General features: G+C 61.4%; 10 protein-coding genes and 1 riboswitch. Of the genes, 5 read left to right on the top strand and 5 right to left on the bottom strand.

Annotated features, from left to right (window positions below; genetic code table 11):
- Positions 1-326: 326 nt before the first annotated feature.
- Together L6R21_03820 and L6R21_03825 are read left to right on the top strand one after the other, a co-directional pair.
- Positions 327-1,487, top strand: a complete 1,161-nt coding sequence (locus L6R21_03820) for a DNA repair exonuclease (protein MCK6558304.1) — start codon at positions 327-329, stop codon at positions 1,485-1,487.
- Positions 1,484-3,883, top strand: a complete 2,400-nt coding sequence (locus tag L6R21_03825) for an SMC family ATPase (GenBank protein MCK6558305.1) — start codon at positions 1,484-1,486, stop codon at positions 3,881-3,883. The genes L6R21_03820 and L6R21_03825 overlap by 4 nt, the downstream gene beginning before the upstream one ends.
- A gap of 222 nt (positions 3,884-4,105) precedes the next feature.
- Here L6R21_03825 and L6R21_03830 read toward each other — a convergent pair whose 3' ends face one another.
- The 3 genes from L6R21_03830 to L6R21_03840 are packed head-to-tail and all read right to left on the bottom strand — an operon-like array spanning position 4,106 to position 6,935.
- A complete protein-coding gene (locus L6R21_03830) occupies positions 4,106-4,882 on the bottom strand; it encodes a nucleotidyltransferase family protein (GenBank protein MCK6558306.1) in 777 nt (258 codons plus the stop codon).
- On the bottom strand, positions 4,879-6,294 hold the full coding sequence (locus tag L6R21_03835) for a phosphotransferase (GenBank protein ID MCK6558307.1): 1,416 nt from the start codon (positions 6,292-6,294) through the stop codon (positions 4,879-4,881). The genes L6R21_03830 and L6R21_03835 overlap by 4 nt, the downstream gene beginning before the upstream one ends.
- A 17-nt stretch (positions 6,295-6,311) precedes the next feature.
- Positions 6,312-6,935: an NUDIX hydrolase gene (locus tag L6R21_03840; GenBank protein ID MCK6558308.1), complete on the bottom strand. Its 624-nt coding sequence runs from the start codon at positions 6,933-6,935 to the stop codon at positions 6,312-6,314.
- A gap of 122 nt (positions 6,936-7,057) precedes the next feature.
- A riboswitch (TPP riboswitch) is annotated at positions 7,058-7,155 on the top strand.
- Positions 7,156-7,242: 87 nt separating this feature from the next.
- Between L6R21_03840 and L6R21_03845 the strand changes: the two genes are divergently transcribed.
- Genes L6R21_03845 through L6R21_03855 form a run of 3 tightly spaced genes read left to right on the top strand, consistent with a single transcriptional unit; the run spans position 7,243 to position 11,852 of the window.
- Complete coding sequence (locus tag L6R21_03845) at positions 7,243-9,705, top strand: TonB-dependent receptor (protein MCK6558309.1); 2,463 nt, start codon at positions 7,243-7,245, stop codon at positions 9,703-9,705.
- Between the two features lie 38 nt (positions 9,706-9,743).
- Positions 9,744-10,385 carry a thiamine diphosphokinase gene (locus L6R21_03850; protein MCK6558310.1) on the top strand — a complete coding sequence of 214 codons (642 nt, stop codon included), beginning with the start codon at positions 9,744-9,746 and terminating at the stop codon, positions 10,383-10,385.
- A gap of 54 nt (positions 10,386-10,439) precedes the next feature.
- The gene (locus L6R21_03855; GenBank protein ID MCK6558311.1) at positions 10,440-11,852 is read left to right on the top strand and encodes a sodium:solute symporter family protein; all 1,413 of its coding nucleotides are present in this window, start codon (positions 10,440-10,442) and stop codon (positions 11,850-11,852) included.
- Between the two features lie 377 nt (positions 11,853-12,229).
- On the opposite strand, the gene L6R21_03860 is transcribed toward L6R21_03855, so the two are convergent.
- Entirely contained in the window at positions 12,230-18,793 is a 6,564-nt protein-coding gene (locus L6R21_03860; GenBank protein ID MCK6558312.1) for a hypothetical protein, read from the bottom strand.
- A gap of 162 nt (positions 18,794-18,955) precedes the next feature.
- The gene (locus L6R21_03865) at positions 18,956-19,459 is read right to left on the bottom strand and encodes a hypothetical protein (protein MCK6558313.1); all 504 of its coding nucleotides are present in this window, start codon (positions 19,457-19,459) and stop codon (positions 18,956-18,958) included.
- Between the last annotated feature and the right edge of the window lie 325 nt (positions 19,460-19,784).

Raw genomic sequence — 19,784 nt, forward strand, 5'->3', positions numbered from 1 at the left:
ATTCACTCCGATGGACGCGTTGGGCTGGCGAGTTGTCGCAACAGGCCGCGGTTTGAGTGCCATATGCCGCCGCTGGGTGCGGCGGCGGGGAAAACCAGGATTCCCGGAGTTGGGGTGCAGAGATTAAAACAAACTCTGGGCCGAAATGCAAGCCCTGCCTGCCGGGGAGAAAAACTTGAAACTCTGGCGGGAATGGCTTAGATTGCCCGCCGTGCCGTTGCATCGCCGCGCGGCACCGCAGGTTGCCCGCGGCCGGCGCGGCAAATCAAGCGGCGCCCGGCTGGCGCAATTCCGATCCAACGAACCCGCTCGCCTCAAGAGAACGCATGCGTTTCATTCATTTTGCCGATACTCATCTCGGTTTTTCCGATCTCGCCAAGGTCGATCCGCAGACGGGGGTCAATCGCCGGGAGCAGGATTTCTACGACGCCTGGTGGCGGGTGATCGAGGCCATTCTCCTGCACAAACCGGATTTTGTTTTGCATGCCGGCGATCTGTTTCAATCGCCGCGGCCGAACAACCGCGCCATCGCCGTGGCGTTGGCCGGCCTGCAGCAGCTCCAGGCAGCGAACATTCCCTTCGTCGTCGTTGCCGGCAATCACTCCACCCCGCGCATTCGCGCCACCGGCAATATCTTCGAGGCCCTGAGCGTGCTGCCGGTGGTGCGCGCCGCCTACAAAGGGGCCTATGAGAAAATCGTCCTCACCGGCGTCGGCGGCAAATCAAGCTGCGCCATCCATTGCCTGCCGCACTGTTCGTTGAGTGAAGAACTCGAACAGGCCTACGCGGACCTGCGCTGGGAGCAGGCGGCCACCTGGAACATTCTGCTCAGCCACGGCGCGTGGCGTGCCGCCGGAAAAATCGACACGCGCATGGGCGAATTCAACGAACAAATGTTGGAAGATCCGGAGACCCGGCTCAATCTGAATTTTGATTACATCGCGCTGGGGCATTATCATCGCTTCCTTGCCATCAACGATCACACCTTCTATTCCGGCTCGACCGAGCGCACCAGCTTCAATGAGGCGGGTTATACCTCCGGCTACATTTTCGGTGATCTGACGACGCGGGAATGGCGCTATCATCAAATCCCGGCGCGGCCCATGCTGCGGCTGCGGCCGGTCAATGCCAAAGGCAAGAGCCGCGAGGAGATCATGGCCGAGGTGGCGCAGCGCAGTACGGCCGACCTTGCCGAGGCGATGGTCAGCCTCGAGCTGCAGCAGCTCTCGCGCGATTTGTATCTGCAGCTCGATTTCGCCGCGCTCGACCGGCTGTTCCCGCAGGTTTTTCATTTTGACCGGCAAATCTCGCTGGAAACCACCGCGGTGAATGAACGCAGCAGCGTTACCCCGGCGCTCGGCTCGTTGCGGGAAGAGTTCGCGCGCCACCTGCAGAAGCATGCCGACGGCAGCCTGCCCATTGCCGAGTTGGAGCGGCTGGGCGCGCAGTTTCTCGCCGAAGCCGAAGCGCAGGAGTTGGAAGCATGATTCTGCAATCGCTGCGCCTGCGCAACTTCCGCCGCTTCGAGAATCTCTTTCTCGAGCTGCCCGAAAATGTCATTGGCATTATCGGCCGCAACGGCGCGGGCAAGTCGACCATCCTGGAGGCGATTGCCTGGGCGTTGTACGGCGCGCGCGCGGCACGCACGGAAAAATCCCTGCTGCGCCGGCAGGCCGCCACTCTTGCCGAGCCGTGTGAAGTCGAACTCACCTTTGCGCTGGCGGGAGTGGACTATCGCGTGCTGCGCTCGATGCGCGGGGCCAATCATGCGGTGGAAGCCGCGCTCTATCGCGCCGGCTTGAGCGAACCGGTCGCCGTGCGCGAAAACGACGTGAGCAACGAAATCGAGAGGATTCTCGGCCTGGATCGCAAATCGTTCGAGGCCTCCATTTTCGCCAAACAAAAAGAACTGGCCGCGCTCAGCAACATGCGCGACGAGGATCGCCGCAAGCTGATCAGCCGCCTGCTGAATCTCGATGCCATCGACTTCGCGCGCAAGCGCGCCATGCAGGAGGCAAACGACAAGCGTAATTTCGTGGAAGGCAGCCGTCTCAGCCAGGAAGACCTGGAGGAGTTGCAGCAGCAATTGCGCGAGCATCAGGCCAGGCGCGCGCAGGCAGAAGAACACTTGCAGACCCAGCAGCAGCAAGAGCGCGAGTGGAGGCAAAAGCGGGAACAGGCCAAAGCCGCCTTTGAAGCCGAGTCCCAACGCCGCGACCGCGCCATCAAACTGCAAAACGAACGGCACACGCTGGAGCGGGAAATGGCGCTGCTGCAACAGCAACTGCAGCAGGCCGAAAGCGAACGCCGCGAGATCACGCTCGCGCAGGGAAAACTGGCGGAGTTGGCGCCGGTGCGCGAACGCTGGCGGCGCCTGAAGGCGGAAAAGGAGGCACTGGAAGAAAACCGGCGCAAACTCGCGGCCCTGCATGGTAAACAACAACTCATCAAGAATCTCACTGAGCAGATGCAAAAACTCGAGCGCGAGAATGCGAGCCTGCAGCATGAACTGGCAGCTCTGCCCGGCCTGCTGGCTGCCGAAAAAAATGTGAACGAGAGAGTACAGCAAGCAGAGGCCGCCTTGCGTGCGCGGCGCGAGACCGAGCAAAACGTGCTGGCAGAGCTTGCCAAAGTCAGAGACAAAGGTGTGGAAGAAAAGCAGAAGCTGCAGCAGGTGCAAACGCTGGGCGCGGACAGCCCCTGCCCGGTCTGCACGCGTCCGCTCGCGGAGCATTTTGAGCCGGTGGTGACGCGCTTTCAGCGGACGCTGGCCAAGCTGCGGGAGGACTATCTCAAGCTCGAGCGCGAAAAGAGAGAGGCCGCGTCACAGGCGCAGGATGCCGAAATGCGCCTGAAAACCCTGCAGCAAGAACGCGAACGGCTGGGCAACGAGCGCGCGCGCCTGACGCAGGTGCAAACACAGGTCGCCGGCCAGTTGCAGCGCGTGGACGAGTTGCGGCGGCAGTACGACCGGACGCAGCAGGAAATCCAGCAGCTCGGCGCGATTCAGGTGGATGAAACGCGCGCTGCCGCGTTACAGACAGAGTTGGCAGCGACTGAAAAACAAGTGGAAGAGATGACGCGCCTGGAGGCGCACCTGGCGCGGCTGCCGGGGTTGGAGTCGCGGCTGACGCAAGCCACGGCGCGACTCGACGCCTATCGCCAGCAGGAAGACACAGCGCGACAAGCGCTGATGGATTTGCAGTTCCGCGAAGAAGTGTACTGGCAGTACAAGCAGGCTCATGACGAAGCGAGCCTGCAACACTCACAGGCGCAGAAACAAGCCGGTGAGGCGCACGCCGCGTTTGCCACGGCCGCCGCGCAGGTGGATAATCTCGAGCAGCGCATCGCCCTGATGACGGAGCGCCTGGCAGTCATCGCGCGGGTGAAGCAGGAAGTGCTGTTGCTCGAGGCGCTGCAGGAACACCTCAAAACCTTCCGCGTGGAAATGGCCGGCCGGCTGCGCCCCTTGATTGAAGGCCGCGCATCCGAGATCATGCGCATGGCGACCAATGGCCGCTACAGTATGCTCGAGCTCGACGAATCCTACAATCTTTATCTCTACGATCAGAACCGCCGCTTCGAGTTGAATCGCTTCTCCGGCGGCGAGCAGGATCTGTTGAATCTCTGCCTGCGGGTCGCGATCAGCCAGGTGATCGCGCAACGCTCCGGCCGGCCGGCGCTGCAGTTCATCGTGCTCGATGAAATCTTCGGCTCACAGGATGAAGAGCGCAAGCTGCTGTTGCTCGCGACCTTGCAGCATCTGAGCGGCTATTTCCGGCAGATCTTTCTCATCACGCATGAACAGGGCATCAAGGAAAACCTGCCGGTGGTGTTGGAAGTGGAAATGGAAGGCGCGAACAGTGTGGTGAAGATGAAATGAGGATCGTCGCGGGAGAATTTCGGGGAAGATCGAGGCCGCGAGGCCGCCGCGCCTGGTGACATTTTGTGATTCTGCCAGTCACCGCGTCTTCTTGTCATTCTTTGAGAAAATGATCCTGCGACGGCTTGGCCGTTGCAGCAGAATCATCAGCGTTTCCACGAAACTCGAGGTTTTGGAATCCTCGGCTCAGCCGCGGCCGAAGCTTGTTCGAACCGGCACGAATCATGTGACGCCCGAAGCGCGCGAGTTCCGAGCAAATCCCATCGGTCCGAGAATCTCCTCGAGTGGTTGCCGTGCCAGCTCCTCCAGTTGCGCGAGCTTGCCGACATCCTGCCAAAAATATCCTTCCGTGCGAAATGCGCGAATGCTCTCCCCCTCTCCCGCCAGCCGCAAATAAGTCTGCACGATTGAAAACGCGCCGGTCGCGGTCATGCGCGACAGCAGCGCCGGCGAGATGACATGTATGCCGTCGAAAGCGAGTTCATGCAACTCGCCCTGCGGCTGGCGCGCCAGTTCAACGCGGGCGGGTTGCATGGATTTCCAGCCGCAAAGCTGCCCGGCCTCATCGAACAGAAAATAGCGCGAGGTGCGGCGCGGCTTGACCGCGAGCGTGGCCAGGCTGGCACTCGCGAGATGTTGGGCATACATCGCCCGCAGGTCGATGTTGCTGACGATATCGACATTGTGGAGAAAAAAGGGTCGGCCGTCGTCGAAGAAGTGGCCGGCTTGGCGCAGGCCGCCGCCGGTGTCGAGCAGCTCCGGCTCGTGTGAAAGCTCGAGGCGCACGCCGAAATTGTCATGCGCCTGGAGAAAGCCGGCAATCTGTTCCGCGCAATGATGGGTGTTGATGACGATTTCCTGCACCCCCGCTGCCAGCAAGCGGCGAATCACGATCTCGAGCAGCGGGACGCGTTGGATCTCGATGAGGGCTTTCGGCCGGGTGTCGGTGAGCGGGCGCAGCCGGGTGCCCAAGCCGGCGGCGAGGATCATGGCTTTCATAACTCGCGATGCACGACTTCCACGTTGATGGGATACTTCTCGCGCAGATGGCGGGCCAGCCGGTTGGCGCAATAGACCGAGCGATGCTGGCCGCCGGTGCAGCCAAAGGACACGGAAAGATCGGTGAAGTTGCGGCGCTGGTAGTTCTCGACCACTTGGTTGATGAGATCACGCACGTGCGTCATGAAACCGTGCACCGCTTCTTCATTCTCCAGAAACGCAATCACCTCGGGATCAAAGCCAGTGAGTTTGGCGAATTTCTCCAGCCGGCCGGGATTGGGCAGCGAGCGGCAATCAAACACGAAACCGCCGCCGTGGCCGGTGTCATCTTGCGGCAGGCCGTTCTTGAAGGAGAAACTCTGAATGCGCACGGTCAGCCGCAATTGCACGTTGCCCAGTTCCCGCAAAATGGTCGAGCGCACCAGCCGGTGCCAAATGTCCGTGAGTGCGGGCAGCTCCACCGGCAAATCCGCGGTCCGCAGCACGTATTCGAGATTGCGCACGGCATAGGGCACGCTTTGCAAGAAATGGGTTTTGCGCTCATAGAACCCGCGAAAGCCATAAGCGCCCATCGCCTGCATGATGCGGATCAGGACATAACCAAAATAGAAACGCCGGAACTGTTGGGGATCCACCGGCAGCAATTCCGGCACGGCCTCGAGGTAAGTCGTCAACAGCTCTTCACGCAGGTCGAAGGGAATGTCGGCCTTGGCATCGAACAGCAGCGAGGCGATGTCATATTGCAGCGCGCCGCGCCGGCCGCCCTGATAGTCGATGAAATACGGCTCGCCGGTGCGAATCATGATGTTGCGCGACTGAAAATCGCGATACAGAAAGAAATCCTGGTCGGTCTGCAGCAGGAAGTTGGTGAACTGCTCGAAATCGTCTTCCAGCTCCTGCTCGTTGAAGGGGATTTTGGCGAGCTTGAGAAAGTAGTATTTGAAGTAGTTCAAATCCCACATCATCGACTGCTTGTCGAAGCGGGCGCGCGGATAGCACACGTCATAATTCAGCGTTCGCCCCGCACGAATTTGGAATTGCGGCAGCCAGCGCACGACTTTGCGGTACAGCTCGATCACGGCCGGCGAAAAGCCGGCTTTGCTGCGTTCGTTGCTCAGAAACGAAAAGAGCGTGGTGTCGCCCAAATCCTCTTCGAGATAGATGTTGCGCTCCAAGTCCTCGAGGTAGATCTCCGGCACCGGCAGACCGCAGCGGCGGAAGTGGCGGGAGAATTCCAGAAAGGCGGTGTTTTCGGCGCGGTCGGCGTTGTGCACGCCGATGAGCGTGCGCTCGGCCTGGTGCAGCCGGAAGATTCTGCGGTCGGAGCCATGCGCCTTCAATTCGGTGAGGGCTTGCGCCGGCTTGCCGGTGAAGCGCTCGACCAATTCCTGCAACAAAACTTCAGGTTCCATGAGACCAGCGTTTGGGGTTAATCGAATGCCGTGGGTCGGCTGGGGTTCTTGAGATGCTCGAAAGCCTCGACCAGATTGGCGTGGGTGGTGCGGCCTTCGGACAGCGGCGGTAGTTCCTCCAAACTGAAAAAATCGGCGGCGAGCGTCTCGAGATTGGCTTTGAATTCGCCGCCGAGCAAATCGCATTGGATGAAAACCTTGTAGGTTTCGAACAAATGCGGGACATCGGAATGCAGGCGGCGATCATAAACCGCGAGAATCTTGCGCGCGATGCCGTCGAAGCCCGCTTCTTCGCGCAATTCTTTGATGGCGGCTTCGGAGGGCGCCAAGCCGGCATCCGCCCAGCCGCCGGGCAGCGACCATTTGCCGTCGTGCTTTTCCTGCACGAGCAGAACCTTCCCTTCACGAAACGCCACGCAACGCACATCCACCTTCGGCGTGGCGTAGCCTTTTTCCTGTGCGAGCGTTGCCGCGAGAGAATTGCGGGAACAATGCGCATGGTTGGCAATGATTTCCACCGCCAGCCGCTGCAGGGCGTGGTAGCGTTCGAGATCGAATGGATTGGTGCTGAAGGTCAAACCGTTTTGGGCGATGGTTTGAATTTGCTTGGCCCAGAGGAGCCATTGTGGTTCTGGAGTCATGAGCAGTCCGTGCGGCAGTGTGCGCGTTGTTTTTCGCCAAAATACAAGAGTCCGCGCAAAAAGCAAGGCCGCGTTTCCGAATTTCCAATTGACTTTGCCGTGCCCGCCTGCTATCTTCCGCTCGATTCCGTTAGGGGTGTCCCCAACATTCGGGACTGAGACCACACCCTTGGAACCTGATCCGGATGATACCGGCGTAGGGAAACGGTCGGCAATTTCGCTGTGTACGCGTGCGCTGGCGCTCGCCGTTTCGCGGCCGCTTCCCTATGAAAAATGGAAAGCGGCTTTTTCTTTTTCGAGGTGTGCCATGAAGTACCTGTTTGCTTTTTGGTGCGGCGTGATGGTGCTGCTGACTGGAGCGAGCGCCGCACAAGAAAGCGCCGTCATTGCGGGCAGCGTTCATGATCGCGAAACGCAAGCGGGACTGCCCGGCTGCCATCTCCTCATCGAGGGCACGGCGCTGCGCACCCTTTCCGACGCGCGCGGCAATTTTCGCCTGCAGAATGTGCCGGCCGGCCGGGTGGTGCTGGTGGCAACGTTCATCGGTTACGAAACGCTGCGCCAGTCTCTCGAAATCAACCAATCGGAAGTGCGCGTGACGCTCGCGTTGCAGCCACAGCCTCTGGTCAGTCCCGCGGTGACGGTGGTCGCAACGCGCGCGCGCGAACGGCACAGCCCAGTGGCGTTTGCCACGCTGACGCGCGAAGCGATTGCCCAGCGCCATCCCGCGCAGGATATTCCCGCGCTGCTGAGCGAGTTGCCTGCGGTCAAATTCTATTCCGAAAACGGCAACGGCCTGGGCTACAATTATCTGTCGATTCGCGGCTTTGATCAGCGGCGCATCGCGGTGTTGATCAACGGTGTGCCGCAAAACGATCCGGAAGATCACAACGTTTACTGGATCGACTTCCCCGACTTGCTCGCCAACGTGCAGGACATTCAGGTGCAGCGCGGCGCCGGCAGCGCGTTCTACGGCCCGCCCGCCATCGGCGGTTCGGTCAATCTCGTGACCTCGGAGTTTTCCCGCGCGCGCGGACTGGCGGCCACCATTGGGGGCGGCACGTTCGATACGCGCAAATATTCGCTGTCCGCCTCCAGCGGCTTGCTCGCGGGTAAATATTTGTTCTCCGGCCGGCTGTCGCGCATGCAGAGCGACGGCTACCGTGAGCAATCCTGGGTGGATCTCAAGAGCTACTTTGCCGGCGCCGCGCGCCTCGGCAAGAATTCCATCACCCGGCTACATTTCTATGGCGGCCCAATCGCCGATCATCTCGCCTACTACGGCATCCCCAAAGCGCAGGCGCAACAACGCGAGACGCGGCGCCACAATCCCATTCGCCGGCCGGATGAAATCGAAAACTTCAACCAGCCGCATCTCGAACTGCTGCATGAACTCCACCTGGGCGAGCAATGGCGAGTGAACAACACGCTGTTCGCCGTGCGCGGCTACGGCTTTTTTGATTATGACGGTTCCTGGGCGCCGCTTTCTTACTATCGCCTGACCCCGGATTACGGCTTCGCGGTCACCGGTAATCCCGCAGAAATCTACGTCGACAGCTTGTTGATTCGTGCCTACGTTGACAACTTGCAGTTGGGCTGGCTGCCGCAGCTCACGTGGCATCACAGCCGCGGCGCGCTCACCCTGGGCGCGGAACTGCGGCGGCATCGCTCGCTGCATTGGGGCCGCATCCAAAAAGGCGACAGTGAATTGCCGGAGGCCGTGGCCGGGGAATTTCGCGGCTGGGATTATGTCGCCCGCCGGCGCTACTACGAATATCGCGGCGCGAAGGACGTGCTCTCGCCCTACCTGCACGCCAACTGGTTTCTGCTGCCCGAGCTGAACCTCACGTTCGATCTGCACTACGCCTATTCGCGCTATCGGCTCTACGATGAAAAATTCATCGGCACCGGCTTCCAAGTGCCTTACCATTTTCTCAACCCGCGCGCGGGCGTCAATTACAACCTCACCTCCCACTTCAATCTCTTCGCCAGCATTGCGCGCACCAGCCGCGAGCCGCGGTTGAAGAATCTCTACGATGCCGCCGAGGCCAGCACGCCGGCAAGCTGGGGCGCCGTCACGCCGCAATTCGGCCTGCAACCCGACGGCCGCATCGATTTCGATCGACCGCTGGTCAGACCGGAACGGCTGCACGACTTCGAGCTCGGGCTGGGTTATCGCCGCGGCGAAGCGCACGCCGCTGCCAATTTCTTCTACATGAATTTCAAGGATGAGATCATCAAGAGCGGCCGTCTCGATCGCTTCGGCCAGCCGGTGACCGGCAATGCCGAACGCACGCTGCACGCCGGCCTCGAACTGGCCGCGAGCGCGCCGCTGTTGCCGCGCTGGCAGGCATCGGGCAATCTCATGCTTAGCAACAACGAGTTGAAACGCCACGTGGTTTATGACAGCGAGGGCACGGCCACCAGGCTGGACGGCAATCCCATCGCCGGGTTTCCGGATGTGCTCGCCAATGCCCGCTTGACCTATGCCGGCTCGAGTTGGCTGGCGTCGCTCGCCCTGCAACACGTGGGTAAGCAGTACACCGACAATTTCAAGAGCGAAGAAAACACGGTGCCGGCTTACACCGTGGTGCACGCGAGCGCCGGCTATCGTCTGCCCTTCGGCGCGGCACAGTCGGGCTTGTCGCTGCAACTGCATGTGCAGAATCTGTTGGACCGGCTCTATATCGCGCACGGCGAAGGGGACGAATTCTTTCCGGCCGCCGGCCGCCAGGTGTTCGTGAATCTCAAATATGAATTGAACCGCTGAGGCCGAGCAGCCGGTTCACTTGATACCCGGGAGCTGTGATGCCGCAACCAACTGCTTTGATCATCGCCAACAGCGTGCTGCCGCAGGAGGCAATTCTGGCGGAATGCCGGCAGCGCGCCCAAGCTGTCATCTGCGCGGATGGCGGCGCGAATCGCGCACGGGAGCGCGGCCTCCTTCCCGATTTCGTGGTCGGCGACCTCGATTCCGTTACGCCGGCCACGCGCGCCGCCTGTGCCACCGCCGCCTTCATTCACTACCCCAGCCAGTACGCCACGGATTTGGAAAAGGCGCTGACTTTCGCGGTGGAATGCGAATTCGGCGCCGCCCTGCTGGTCGGCATCACCGGGCTGCGCTGCGATCATCAATTGGTGAATCTGAACATTGCGGAAAAATTCTGCGCGCGTATTGCCCTCGAGACACACGATGATTTCGGCATCGGCAGCTTCATCATGCCCGGGCCGGCGCCGGCGGTGTTTGCGAGTTTCGCCGGCCAACAAATCTCGCTGATTGCCTTCCGGCGCGCCGCCGGCATCACCACCACGGGATTGAAATATCCGCTCAACCACGAAGCGCTGGAATGGGCGGTGCGCGACGGTTTGAGCAACGAAGCGCTGGCGGACTCGTTCTCCGTGGCGGTGGAAGAGGGTAATCTCTTCTGCTATCGGGTGCGCGGCGATTGAAGCAAAGCGCCGCGGCTTGAACTGGATTCTGATTCACCAAGAAAGACACCTGCCATGGCTGCCGGCCGCCTGACGCTTCCCGATTACTTCATTCTCCTGCTCTACCTGCTCGTGTTGTTGATTCTGGGATTCCTCCGCTCACGGCAAAGCACGAGCACGCTGGAAGAATACCTCGTCGCCGGCAGAAGACTTTCCCTGCCGGCGTTCGTGGCCACGCTGGTCGCCACCTGGTATGGCGGCATTCTCGGCGTCGGTGAATTTTCCTATCTGCACGGACTGTCGAACTGGCTGGTGTTTGGCGTGCCCTATTACTTGCATGCCGTTCTCTTTGCCGTGTTGCTGGCGGGCCGCGCGCGGCGGGCGCCGGTGCTCACCATTCCCGAACAATTGGAAGCGGCCTATGGCCGCCGCGCCGGCCTGCTGGGCGCGTTCTTCGTCGCCCTGCTGGCAACGCCCGCGCCCTACGTGCTGATGCTCGGCGTGTTGTGTGAAATGATCTTCGGCTGGCCGCTGTGGCTCGGGGTCGTGGTGGGCACCTTCTTTTCGATCGTGTATTGCTTGCGCGGCGGCCTGCCGGCAGTGGTGCGCACGGAAATCCTGCAATTCCTCTTGATGTATGCCGGTTTCGTTTTGATTCTGGCGTTTGCGATCGCGCAACACGGCGGTTGGGAATTTCTCCAGCAGCATCTGCCGGCCTCGCATCTCACCTGGCACGGCGGCAACCGGCCGCAATACCTGCTGGTGTGGTATTTCATTGCGATGAGTACGCTGGTGGATCCCAGTTTCTACCAGCGTTGCTTTGCAGCTCGCAGCGAAGCCGTGGCCCGCCGCGGCATTTTCATTGCCATTGGCTGCTGGCTGGTGTTCGATTTCATGACCACCGCGACCGGCTTGTATGCCCGCGCCTTGCTGCCTGATCTCCCCAATCCCGCGGCCTCCTATCCCGAGCTTGCCCTGCACTTGTTGCCGGCGGTGGCCCGCGGCATTTTCTTTGTCGCGCTGCTTGCCACCATCATGTCCACCATCGACAGTTTTGCCTTTCTCTCCGCAATCTCGTTGGGCAAGGATATTTTCGGAAAGCTCGGGCGGCAAACCAGCGCGGCGCAGGCGACGCGCCTCACCCAACTCAGCATGGTGATCGTTTTTCTGGCGGCGGTGGTAATTGCGCTGTGGGCGCAATCGATCGTGGCGATTTGGTACCGTCTCGGCACGATCATCACGCCGGCGCTGTTGCTGCCGCTGGCCACGAGTTTTTCTGCGAAATGGAGAATGTCGGCGCCGGCCGCGCTCAGTACGATGGTGCTGGGCGCCGGCCTCACGAGTTTGTGGTTGGCAACCGCGGAGGCCGACAGATATTGGTTGGATCTCGAACCTATTTATGCCGGGCTGGCATTGGCAGCGGCCATTTTTCTCGCGGATCAAATCCGGCAGCGCGGCCCCAGTCAGGCGCGAGCGGAAGGCAAGTGAAGCAGCGCCGCTGCCTGAGTTGATGAGAAGAGCTTTCGCTTCGCCGGCAGGGCTGCGCTTCGTTCGCGCGGCGCGGCGGGTGGCAGCACGGCTTCTGCTTCACGGTGTCGGGCCGGCGCGAGGCAAGAACACCACCGCCCCGGCGGTTCGCACTGAACCATCCCGGCAATCGCTGGACTAGCGGGCTGTTACCTTGAGATGTATTGCCACCGCCAATGTCATCTTGCCAGGATCCTGTGAAGATTTGAGCAGAGTGCCAAGTACCTCACAAGATTCCTTCTGAAGACACCCAGAATCACTTATGCAAATCAAAGTAACAAGGCACTGGCACACGCGGTGGAGCCAACCGCCCGGGCGGTGAAGTTTTCCGACGGATCCTATTTGATCACCGCGACTTTGGTGCGCGCCGTGCCGGCGTGGGTTTTGATGACGGCCAGATAGACGCCATTCAACACCTTGCGGCCGCGGTCGTTGAAACCATTCCACACGATGTCATCGACGTGCGAGCCGCGCCGGCCCTGCGGCATGCTGGCGCTGAACTTGCGCTCCCACACCAGCTCACCGAGCAGCGTGAAAATCTTAAGCTCAACCTCCGAATCTTGCGCGAGATTGTAGATGAAGCGCGTGCCCTGGCTGCGATCATTGCTTTCCGGCGGCCGAAAGGGATTGGGATAGTTGTAGAAAGTGCTGTGATCGGCATCAAACAGCACCGACAGCTCGGAGTTGAGCTGAAAAGCAGCGCCGGTACGATTGTTGGCATCGACCACCTGCACCGGCTGCCGGGAATCCCTGTCGATGGCGGTTAGATCCGTGCTCTCATCAAAGGCAAGCAGGAATGCCTTGGCAGTATCGGCCTCGACGAGATCGGCGGTGAGCACCAAGCCCGGCGCGCGACCAAAGCCGACTGCAACCGAATCCATCAGCAGGGGCAATTGCACCGGATTGCTTTGATCGGCAGAGGTGAGGTGAATTTCGCCGTAGACTTGGGCGGCATTTTCTTGATGGACAAGCCGAAAGGCCCGGAACAACAGACCCGGCGCAATATTCTTGCCCTGGCGATTGCGAATGTAAAAGCGCAGGCCGGTCAGGAGAATGTCACTCGCGGTCTGGCTGGCGCCGGGATCGGTCAGGCTGAACTGCAGCACCGGCACGTTGCTCTGACCGCGCGCCACCGGCGGCCGGCGCGCCAACGCCGTGCTGGTGACGCTCAATTTGCGCGCCTCGGTGGCGATGTTCACGCGCTGCCGCAGATCTTGATCCACCACTTGTGCATCCGCGCCGGTGTTGGCATCATCCGGAGGATCGAGCAGCGTGAGGGAGAGGTCCTGGGTGGTTGACGCCTCGATGGGCGCCAATACCTGCCAGGTCGCCACGCGCATGCCGCCGACCGGACTGGTGTGCTTCACCAACGCAGTATCCACTGCCGGATCGAGTTGATAGTTCGCCGGCAGCCGAATCTCCAGACTGTCCGATCCCACCGTCTCTGCCTCTCCCAAATTCTCGAGCAGTGCCGACACCTGGAACGATTGCCCCACGCTCACCACGCCGTCAGTGGCTGTTTCCGGGCTGGTGATTTTGGCAGTGAACAGCAAGTTGGCGCGCTTGACCAGGCGAATCTTCAAAGAATCGGTTTCAGGGCCGAGGTTGACGGATTGATCGCTCTCATCGCTGGCGGTGAGGACGATTTTGAAAGTCGCGCTGTCCAGCGCGCTGGCGGGCGCAGTGAGATCCCAATAGAACTCCTGGCCCGGCGCGCCGCTCAAGAGTTTGGTAAGTTGATCTTCCGGCACAAAGCCGCCACCCTCCGGCAAGACCAGCCGCGCCGCGATGTTGGTGGCGCGAAACCAGTCCGCTTTGGCGGCGAGGGTGAAGCGCTGCTCCGTGCTCAAGCTGCGGTCTTGCGCGCCGGCGGGAGCGAAGATACGAAAATCAGTGAGCGCAACCGTGCCGCGATCCAGGGTCTCGATCAACAGATTCGCGATGCCATTGTTGCGTATCGGTGCCTGCTCACCGGCATTGAGATCAACCGGCACTTGCGTGACGGTGAAAGTCAACTCGCGGCTCGGCGTCGGCACGGCAGGCGCCGTTGCCTGCCATTCCACGTAGCCCACGCGCGCCTCTTCGTCCATCACCAATTCCTGCTCTGCCGGCTGCTCCAGCACCAGCCCGGTTTCTCCCACCTGCAAGGTGACTCTGGCGAAATTGGAGGTGGGCGCGCCGAGGTTGCGCAGGGTCACGCGCAGCGTGAAACTCTGCGCGACCGCCAGCTTCCCGGTGCGGGCGCCGGCGGGAGAATGGATTTCCGGCGTGAGTTCGAGCAAGGCGCGCGGCTCGGCCTGCACGGTCACGGTGCTTTCCACCGACGGCTCAGTCTCGCCTTTGGAGTTTTTCGCAGTGAGCTTCACTTTGATCTCCCGCGGATTGCTGTGGCTGCCCACCGGCGCTTTGAGGCGCCAGCGCACCGAATCGCCGCTCACCGCCTTCACGCTCGGTTCGTTCGTCAGGAAGCTGTAGCCCGTGGGCAGCGTGATTTCGCCGTTCAGTTCGCTCAAATTGGGACTCGCGGCCACTTTGGCGGTCACGGTGAATTCCTGCTCAGTGGAAACGATGTGATCGCGCGCGCCCTCGGGTTCGCTGATTCCCAGCGAGCTCAACGCGAGCGCCGAGGCATTGACATCCACAATCACCATGACGGTACGGCTGGCGGCATCGGCGAGGCTGCCGTCGTTGCGATCGAGCGGCAACGCCACAATCTCCACCAAAAGAGTATCCTGCGGGGAGGCAAACTCCGGCGCCGTGATTTGCCATTCCACCGGCACGCCGTCGCTGAACGATCGCGGCGAGTTGTCACCAATCACGAAACCGGCCGGCAGCGGCGGCACGATTTGCAGCCGGCCGCTGTCATCGAAAGGGGCCTGGCCGAGATTGCTGACCACGGCGCGCAGAGTGAAAGTCTGGCCGATGGTCAATTGACGATTGGGCACGGCGGGTGTGCTGGCCTGGAGTTGCAGGTTTGCCGGTGTTTGCACGCGCACCGCGGCAGTCGAGTCAAAGGCGGGATCGATGCGCGCGTGTGTCGTCGGCGTGAAGGCGGAATCGATGGTGGCTTCGAACAGCTCGAGCTCGCCGGCGGCGGTGGGTGTGCTGGGCGCCGTGACGGCAAACACTGCAGTGCCGGTGCTGCCGTTGTCGATCGGCCCAATCCGGAGTTGCTGCTGCGGCGGCGCAGCTTGGCGCAGGGCTTTGAGCGTCACCCACACACTGTCCAATCGCTCGAAGCCGATGTTGTTGACGTCCGCGTTGAGGGTGAAGGTCTGATCGGTGTTGACGGTGCCCACGCCGCCATCCGGCTGATTGCTGATAACCGTCTTGGCGATGCGCACCCGCGTCAATGAGATGACTTGCACGGTATCGGTGCCGGTCACCGTCAGTTGGCGCCGGTCATTCACATCCATGCCGCTCACGGCCGCGCGAATGGCCAGATCGCCGCCATCACGGCCCACGCGGCTGATGCGATATTCGAGTGTGTCCGTTTGGCCGCTGCGCAGCAACAGGCCGCCGCCTTGCAAGGCTGCAGGCGTCTCGACCACGTAATCGGTTTTGACTTCATTGTTGATGGCGAGCGTCAAGGGTTGGGGCGGATCGAGCTGCACGTCGCCGGCCTCTGCGTCTGCGGTCAGTGCGACATACACGCGCCAGAATTCAGTCGAATTGGCTGCGATCTTCTTCAGGCGCAGTGAAGTGCTCACCCCCGCCGGCCGCAGCGCCGCCGGGCGGTCGATGGCGATCACCGCCGTATCATCCGCCGCCGGATTGATCGTTGCCTGGGCCTTGGTGTTGGCGGCGAAAGCCGCGGTAATACTGGCCGTAAACACTTCGCGGCTGGTGGCTGCCGCCGCCGCCGATACCTCAAAAACCGCGAGGCGATTGGGATTTTTGAGCGTGATGGTGTCATTCGCGATGAGCGAGGCGCCGTCGGTCGCCAGCTTCACCCGCACGCTGTCCAAAGCCTCTTCGTTGGGCGGCGTGGCGCGCAGGACCACCCGCACTTGAAACGGTTGGCCGGTGTTCAGGCGATTGCGATTGAACACCTGCGTAAGCACGGTCGAATCGATCGCCGCGACCGCCGGAACCTGCATGGTGACCGAGGTGCCGCCGGCATCCTTGGTGTCGTCGATGATGATGCTGTCGCTGTTCACCTCGCGCGTGGTGAGCACGCCGGTGATCTGATTGCCGCCGGAGGCCGTGCCGGTGGTGGCGATGATGAAATCCATGCGGCGGGTGGTGCCGCCCTTTACCGTGCTGTCGCCGGCCACCCCCTCCAGGTTGTTGGGAGGAAGGATCTCGAAACCCTGCGACCTGGAAAAAGTGATACTCGGCGGCGCGCTCTTGAACAACACGTGCACGTCGCTTTCGCCGGAATTCTCGACGGTCATGGTCACGCGCCAATCCTGCGTCTGGCGCTGCGTCACGGTGGTTTGCGAGGGCAGCAGCGTGATGCGCAATTTCGCCGGCGACTGCACCACAAAGCTGCCTTGCGTGCCGTTGGTGCTGGCTTCGAAACGGGTGTCGCCGATGCGGGTGGTGACGGTGGCAAACACCAGCGCCGTTCCGCGCGCGTTGCCGGTGCGGCGAATTTTGAATTCCAGAAAATCGGTGCTGTCTTTGCGCAGAATATTGTCACCGGCATTGCGGAATGCCGGCGGCCGCACCACGTCGTAACCGGTCGCCGTGACGCCATTGACCTGAATTTCAAATGTCGTGTTCTCCAGCCCCATGTCCGCGCTGCCGTTGTTGCGCAAGGCCATGGTGATGGTCCAATCTTTCCCCATGCCTTGCGTCACGGTGTTTTGGCTGGGCACCACGCTCACGATCTCCAATTCCGCGGCGTCCTGCACCAGCAGATTGTCGGTGCGCAGCGGGGCGGGCGAGAAGGCCGAGCCGTTTTGAGTGCCGCGAATGGTGACCGACGGCGTGTAGTTTCCCAGAAGCTGATTGGCGACGGTTTGGCGTTGAAAGGTGAGCTTGGTGACACTGTTGCCCGGAATGCGCGTGGCCTGGTTGGCATCCAACAGCGCGACAAAGGCGCCGCCGAATTCGAACTTCGTTTCGTTGGGAATCAGATTGACCGTGGCGCCGCCGTTGTTGCGCACGCTCACACTGAATTGATAGGAATTGCCGCGCGTGACCGTGAGCGGATTCAACGTTCCGCTGACGATGCTCAGCTCCGGCGCCTTCTGCGCAATCCACTGATCCAGCGGGGGATCGGCGTTGTCATCACGAATGTCGCCTGCGTCCACCACCGTGCCCACCACCGCGCCGTCGAGCGTGATGATGCCGGTGCGATCCTTGGCATTCACCGCAAACTCCAGCGTCACGGTTTGCAGGTTGCCGGGAATGGTGGCGGGCAGCGGCGTTTTCAACTGCACCTGAAAGCCCTGCGTCTGCCCGCCGAACAACAGGCTGGCCGAGTTCAACTGCACCGGGTCGCGGCCGAGGTTCTGCACCACCATTTTCACCGCGAGGTCTTTTTGATCGGTGGAAATGGTGTCGCGGTCCGAGGTCACGCTCAGAATCCGCAATTGATTGACGCTGACTGCCACGCTGCCGGTGGCGGCGCCATTGGCACCGCCGGCAGCATGAATCGTGGCCGTGCCGCCGGTGGTTTTCGCGCGGAATTGAAACGAGAGAATGCTGGCGCTGGTGGTGGCCACTTGAAATGAGGGCGAAGCGGGATCCGCGTCACTGCCGACGATTTCACCGAGATTGGGATCGCTCACCGAAATCGTGAACAGTCTGCCCGCGCCCACCGCATTACCGAATGCATCTTTGATCACCGCCGATTGAATCGTGGTGGTTTTGAAGCCATTGGCCGGCAGCTTGGGCGGGTCGGCAGTCAGCGTGATGGTACCGGCGGCCTCGCCGGGCAGCACCTGCACGGCCGTGGAAACGCCGGATATCGTGCCGCTCTGCACCGTGACCGTGGCGCTGCCGGTGCCCACCGTTTGAAAGGCAATACTCTGATTCAGAACGCCGTTGACAAATGTGCCGGCCGCCGGCGCAAGAGTTCCGGTACTGGGTTTGATCTCGGCCGGCCCGTTGAAGCTGGTGGCCGTGTTGGAGAATTGATCCTGGGCGGTGGCGGTGAGCACAAACGCGACGCCTGCAGGCTGGGTCGCCGCCAGCGGAGCGACCAAGATTTTGGCGGCGCTGCCCGCATTCACTGTGAACGGCGCAGACTCGCCGGTTTTGCCGCCGCCTGCTGCGCGGATGACGATGCCAGCCTGCGCTTTGGTGATGCGCGCCACGCTGGTCGATTGCTGGGATTGATTGTTGAATTCCAGCGCCGCGGGCGTCAGCGTACCGGTGTTGTCCGTCAAGTTTATGGTGCCGGTGAAGCTGGTGTTGTTGTTGAATCCGTCTTTCGCGGCTACCGTCAACGTGAAGGAATCGCCGGCCAACGGAGCAGGAGCCGGCGAGGAGACTTCGAAGCGTTGCAACGGCCCGGGCGTGACGGCAAACGGCGGTGAGGAGGCCGGGCCGTCGAGGCGGACGCCGGCGCTGTTCTGCGTTTCAATCGTCAAACTGTAGCTGCCTGCCGTGGTATGGTTGGTGATCAACGAGAATACGACGCCGGTCGGCACGCCAACCGGTGTCGGATCGCCGGAGCCGTCGCGCGTCAGCGTCAGCACCTGGCCCGCTTTGGTCGGCGTAAGAAAACCGCCGTTCATTCCCCCCGTGCCGCTGGCAACGCCGACACCCGCAATACTGAAGCCCGCGGGAAAGGTGACGACGATCTTTCCGTTGGCCGGCATGCCGCCTTGCGGGGTGAAGGCAACGGTGCAAGTTGCGCGACTGCCGGCGCCGGCGTCATCGAGCGTCACCGCAATGTTGGAGATTGTGCCGCGGCCAAAAGTAAGCGTGGCGTGCAGCAGGATCATGGCCGCGAGTGTGCTGGTGACAGAGAGGCTGCGGCGACGTGATCGCGCAGCGGCAGGTGACCGGCGGACAGCAGAAGACAATGGCTGGGGGCAGTGCAAGGTTGAAAGAGACATCGCCATCACTAATCAGGTTGTTCAATATCGATTTCGGTGGCCGGCAACTCAGTTCGCCGTATCCGGCGCGCGTTCGAAGGCGACGGCTTGCGGTGCCAGATCGACGAACGCGGCAGAGGCCTGTGGCTTGATCTGTAAGCGCACCGGAGGAACGGCGGCCAGGTCGCTGGGATTGACGATCGCGCTGACCCGCAGCGTAATGGCGGTGCCGGCAGCAACGCTGGGCCCGCGGCCCGCCCGCGTGAGGCGCAGCTTCTGTCGTTCTGAGGCGACCGTAAAGCCGCCCGGCAACTGCTCGGAACCGGCGATTTGGGCTTTGCTGAGATCGAAGCCTGCGGGAAACTCCAGCACAAACTCGGCGGCGGGTGTGAGAGGAACAGCGGCAGTGAATGACAATTCATACACCGAGGGCTGGCCGGCTGCGGCTTGCAAGGCCCGCAGGTGAAATGCGGGTTGTGATTTGACTTGCGCGATCGAGGGCGGGACAACGAGGATCATCCAACCCCAACATGCCAGCCGGCGTGCGGCCGGCAGGATGAGCTTACAATTCATGCATCCGCTCCTGTTGCGAAATTCGTGGTGGTGTGCGGCGGAACGGTACAAAATTACGACTTGGGAGACGCTTGCTTCAAATTGGTACAAGACGTCTTTTGTTTGCTGGTCGTGACAAAACAAACATGGACGACCGGCAAATTCATCGGCTGCGCGGTTGCGCTGTTTTTAGAGCTTTTGCGTGTCACATTGCCGGTGGTTCGGCAGTGTCGCCGGACAACTTCGGCACAGCCGGCATTGGGCACTGAGCCTCAAAGCGCAGCGGGAAGGGAACAAACAAAGTTCGTACCAGAGAGCAGCGGTACATGAATCGCTTTGCGAAGGG

Source organism: bacterium (genome assembly GCA_023150945.1).
Classification (GTDB): domain Bacteria; phylum Zhuqueibacterota; class Zhuqueibacteria; order Zhuqueibacterales; family Zhuqueibacteraceae; genus Coneutiohabitans.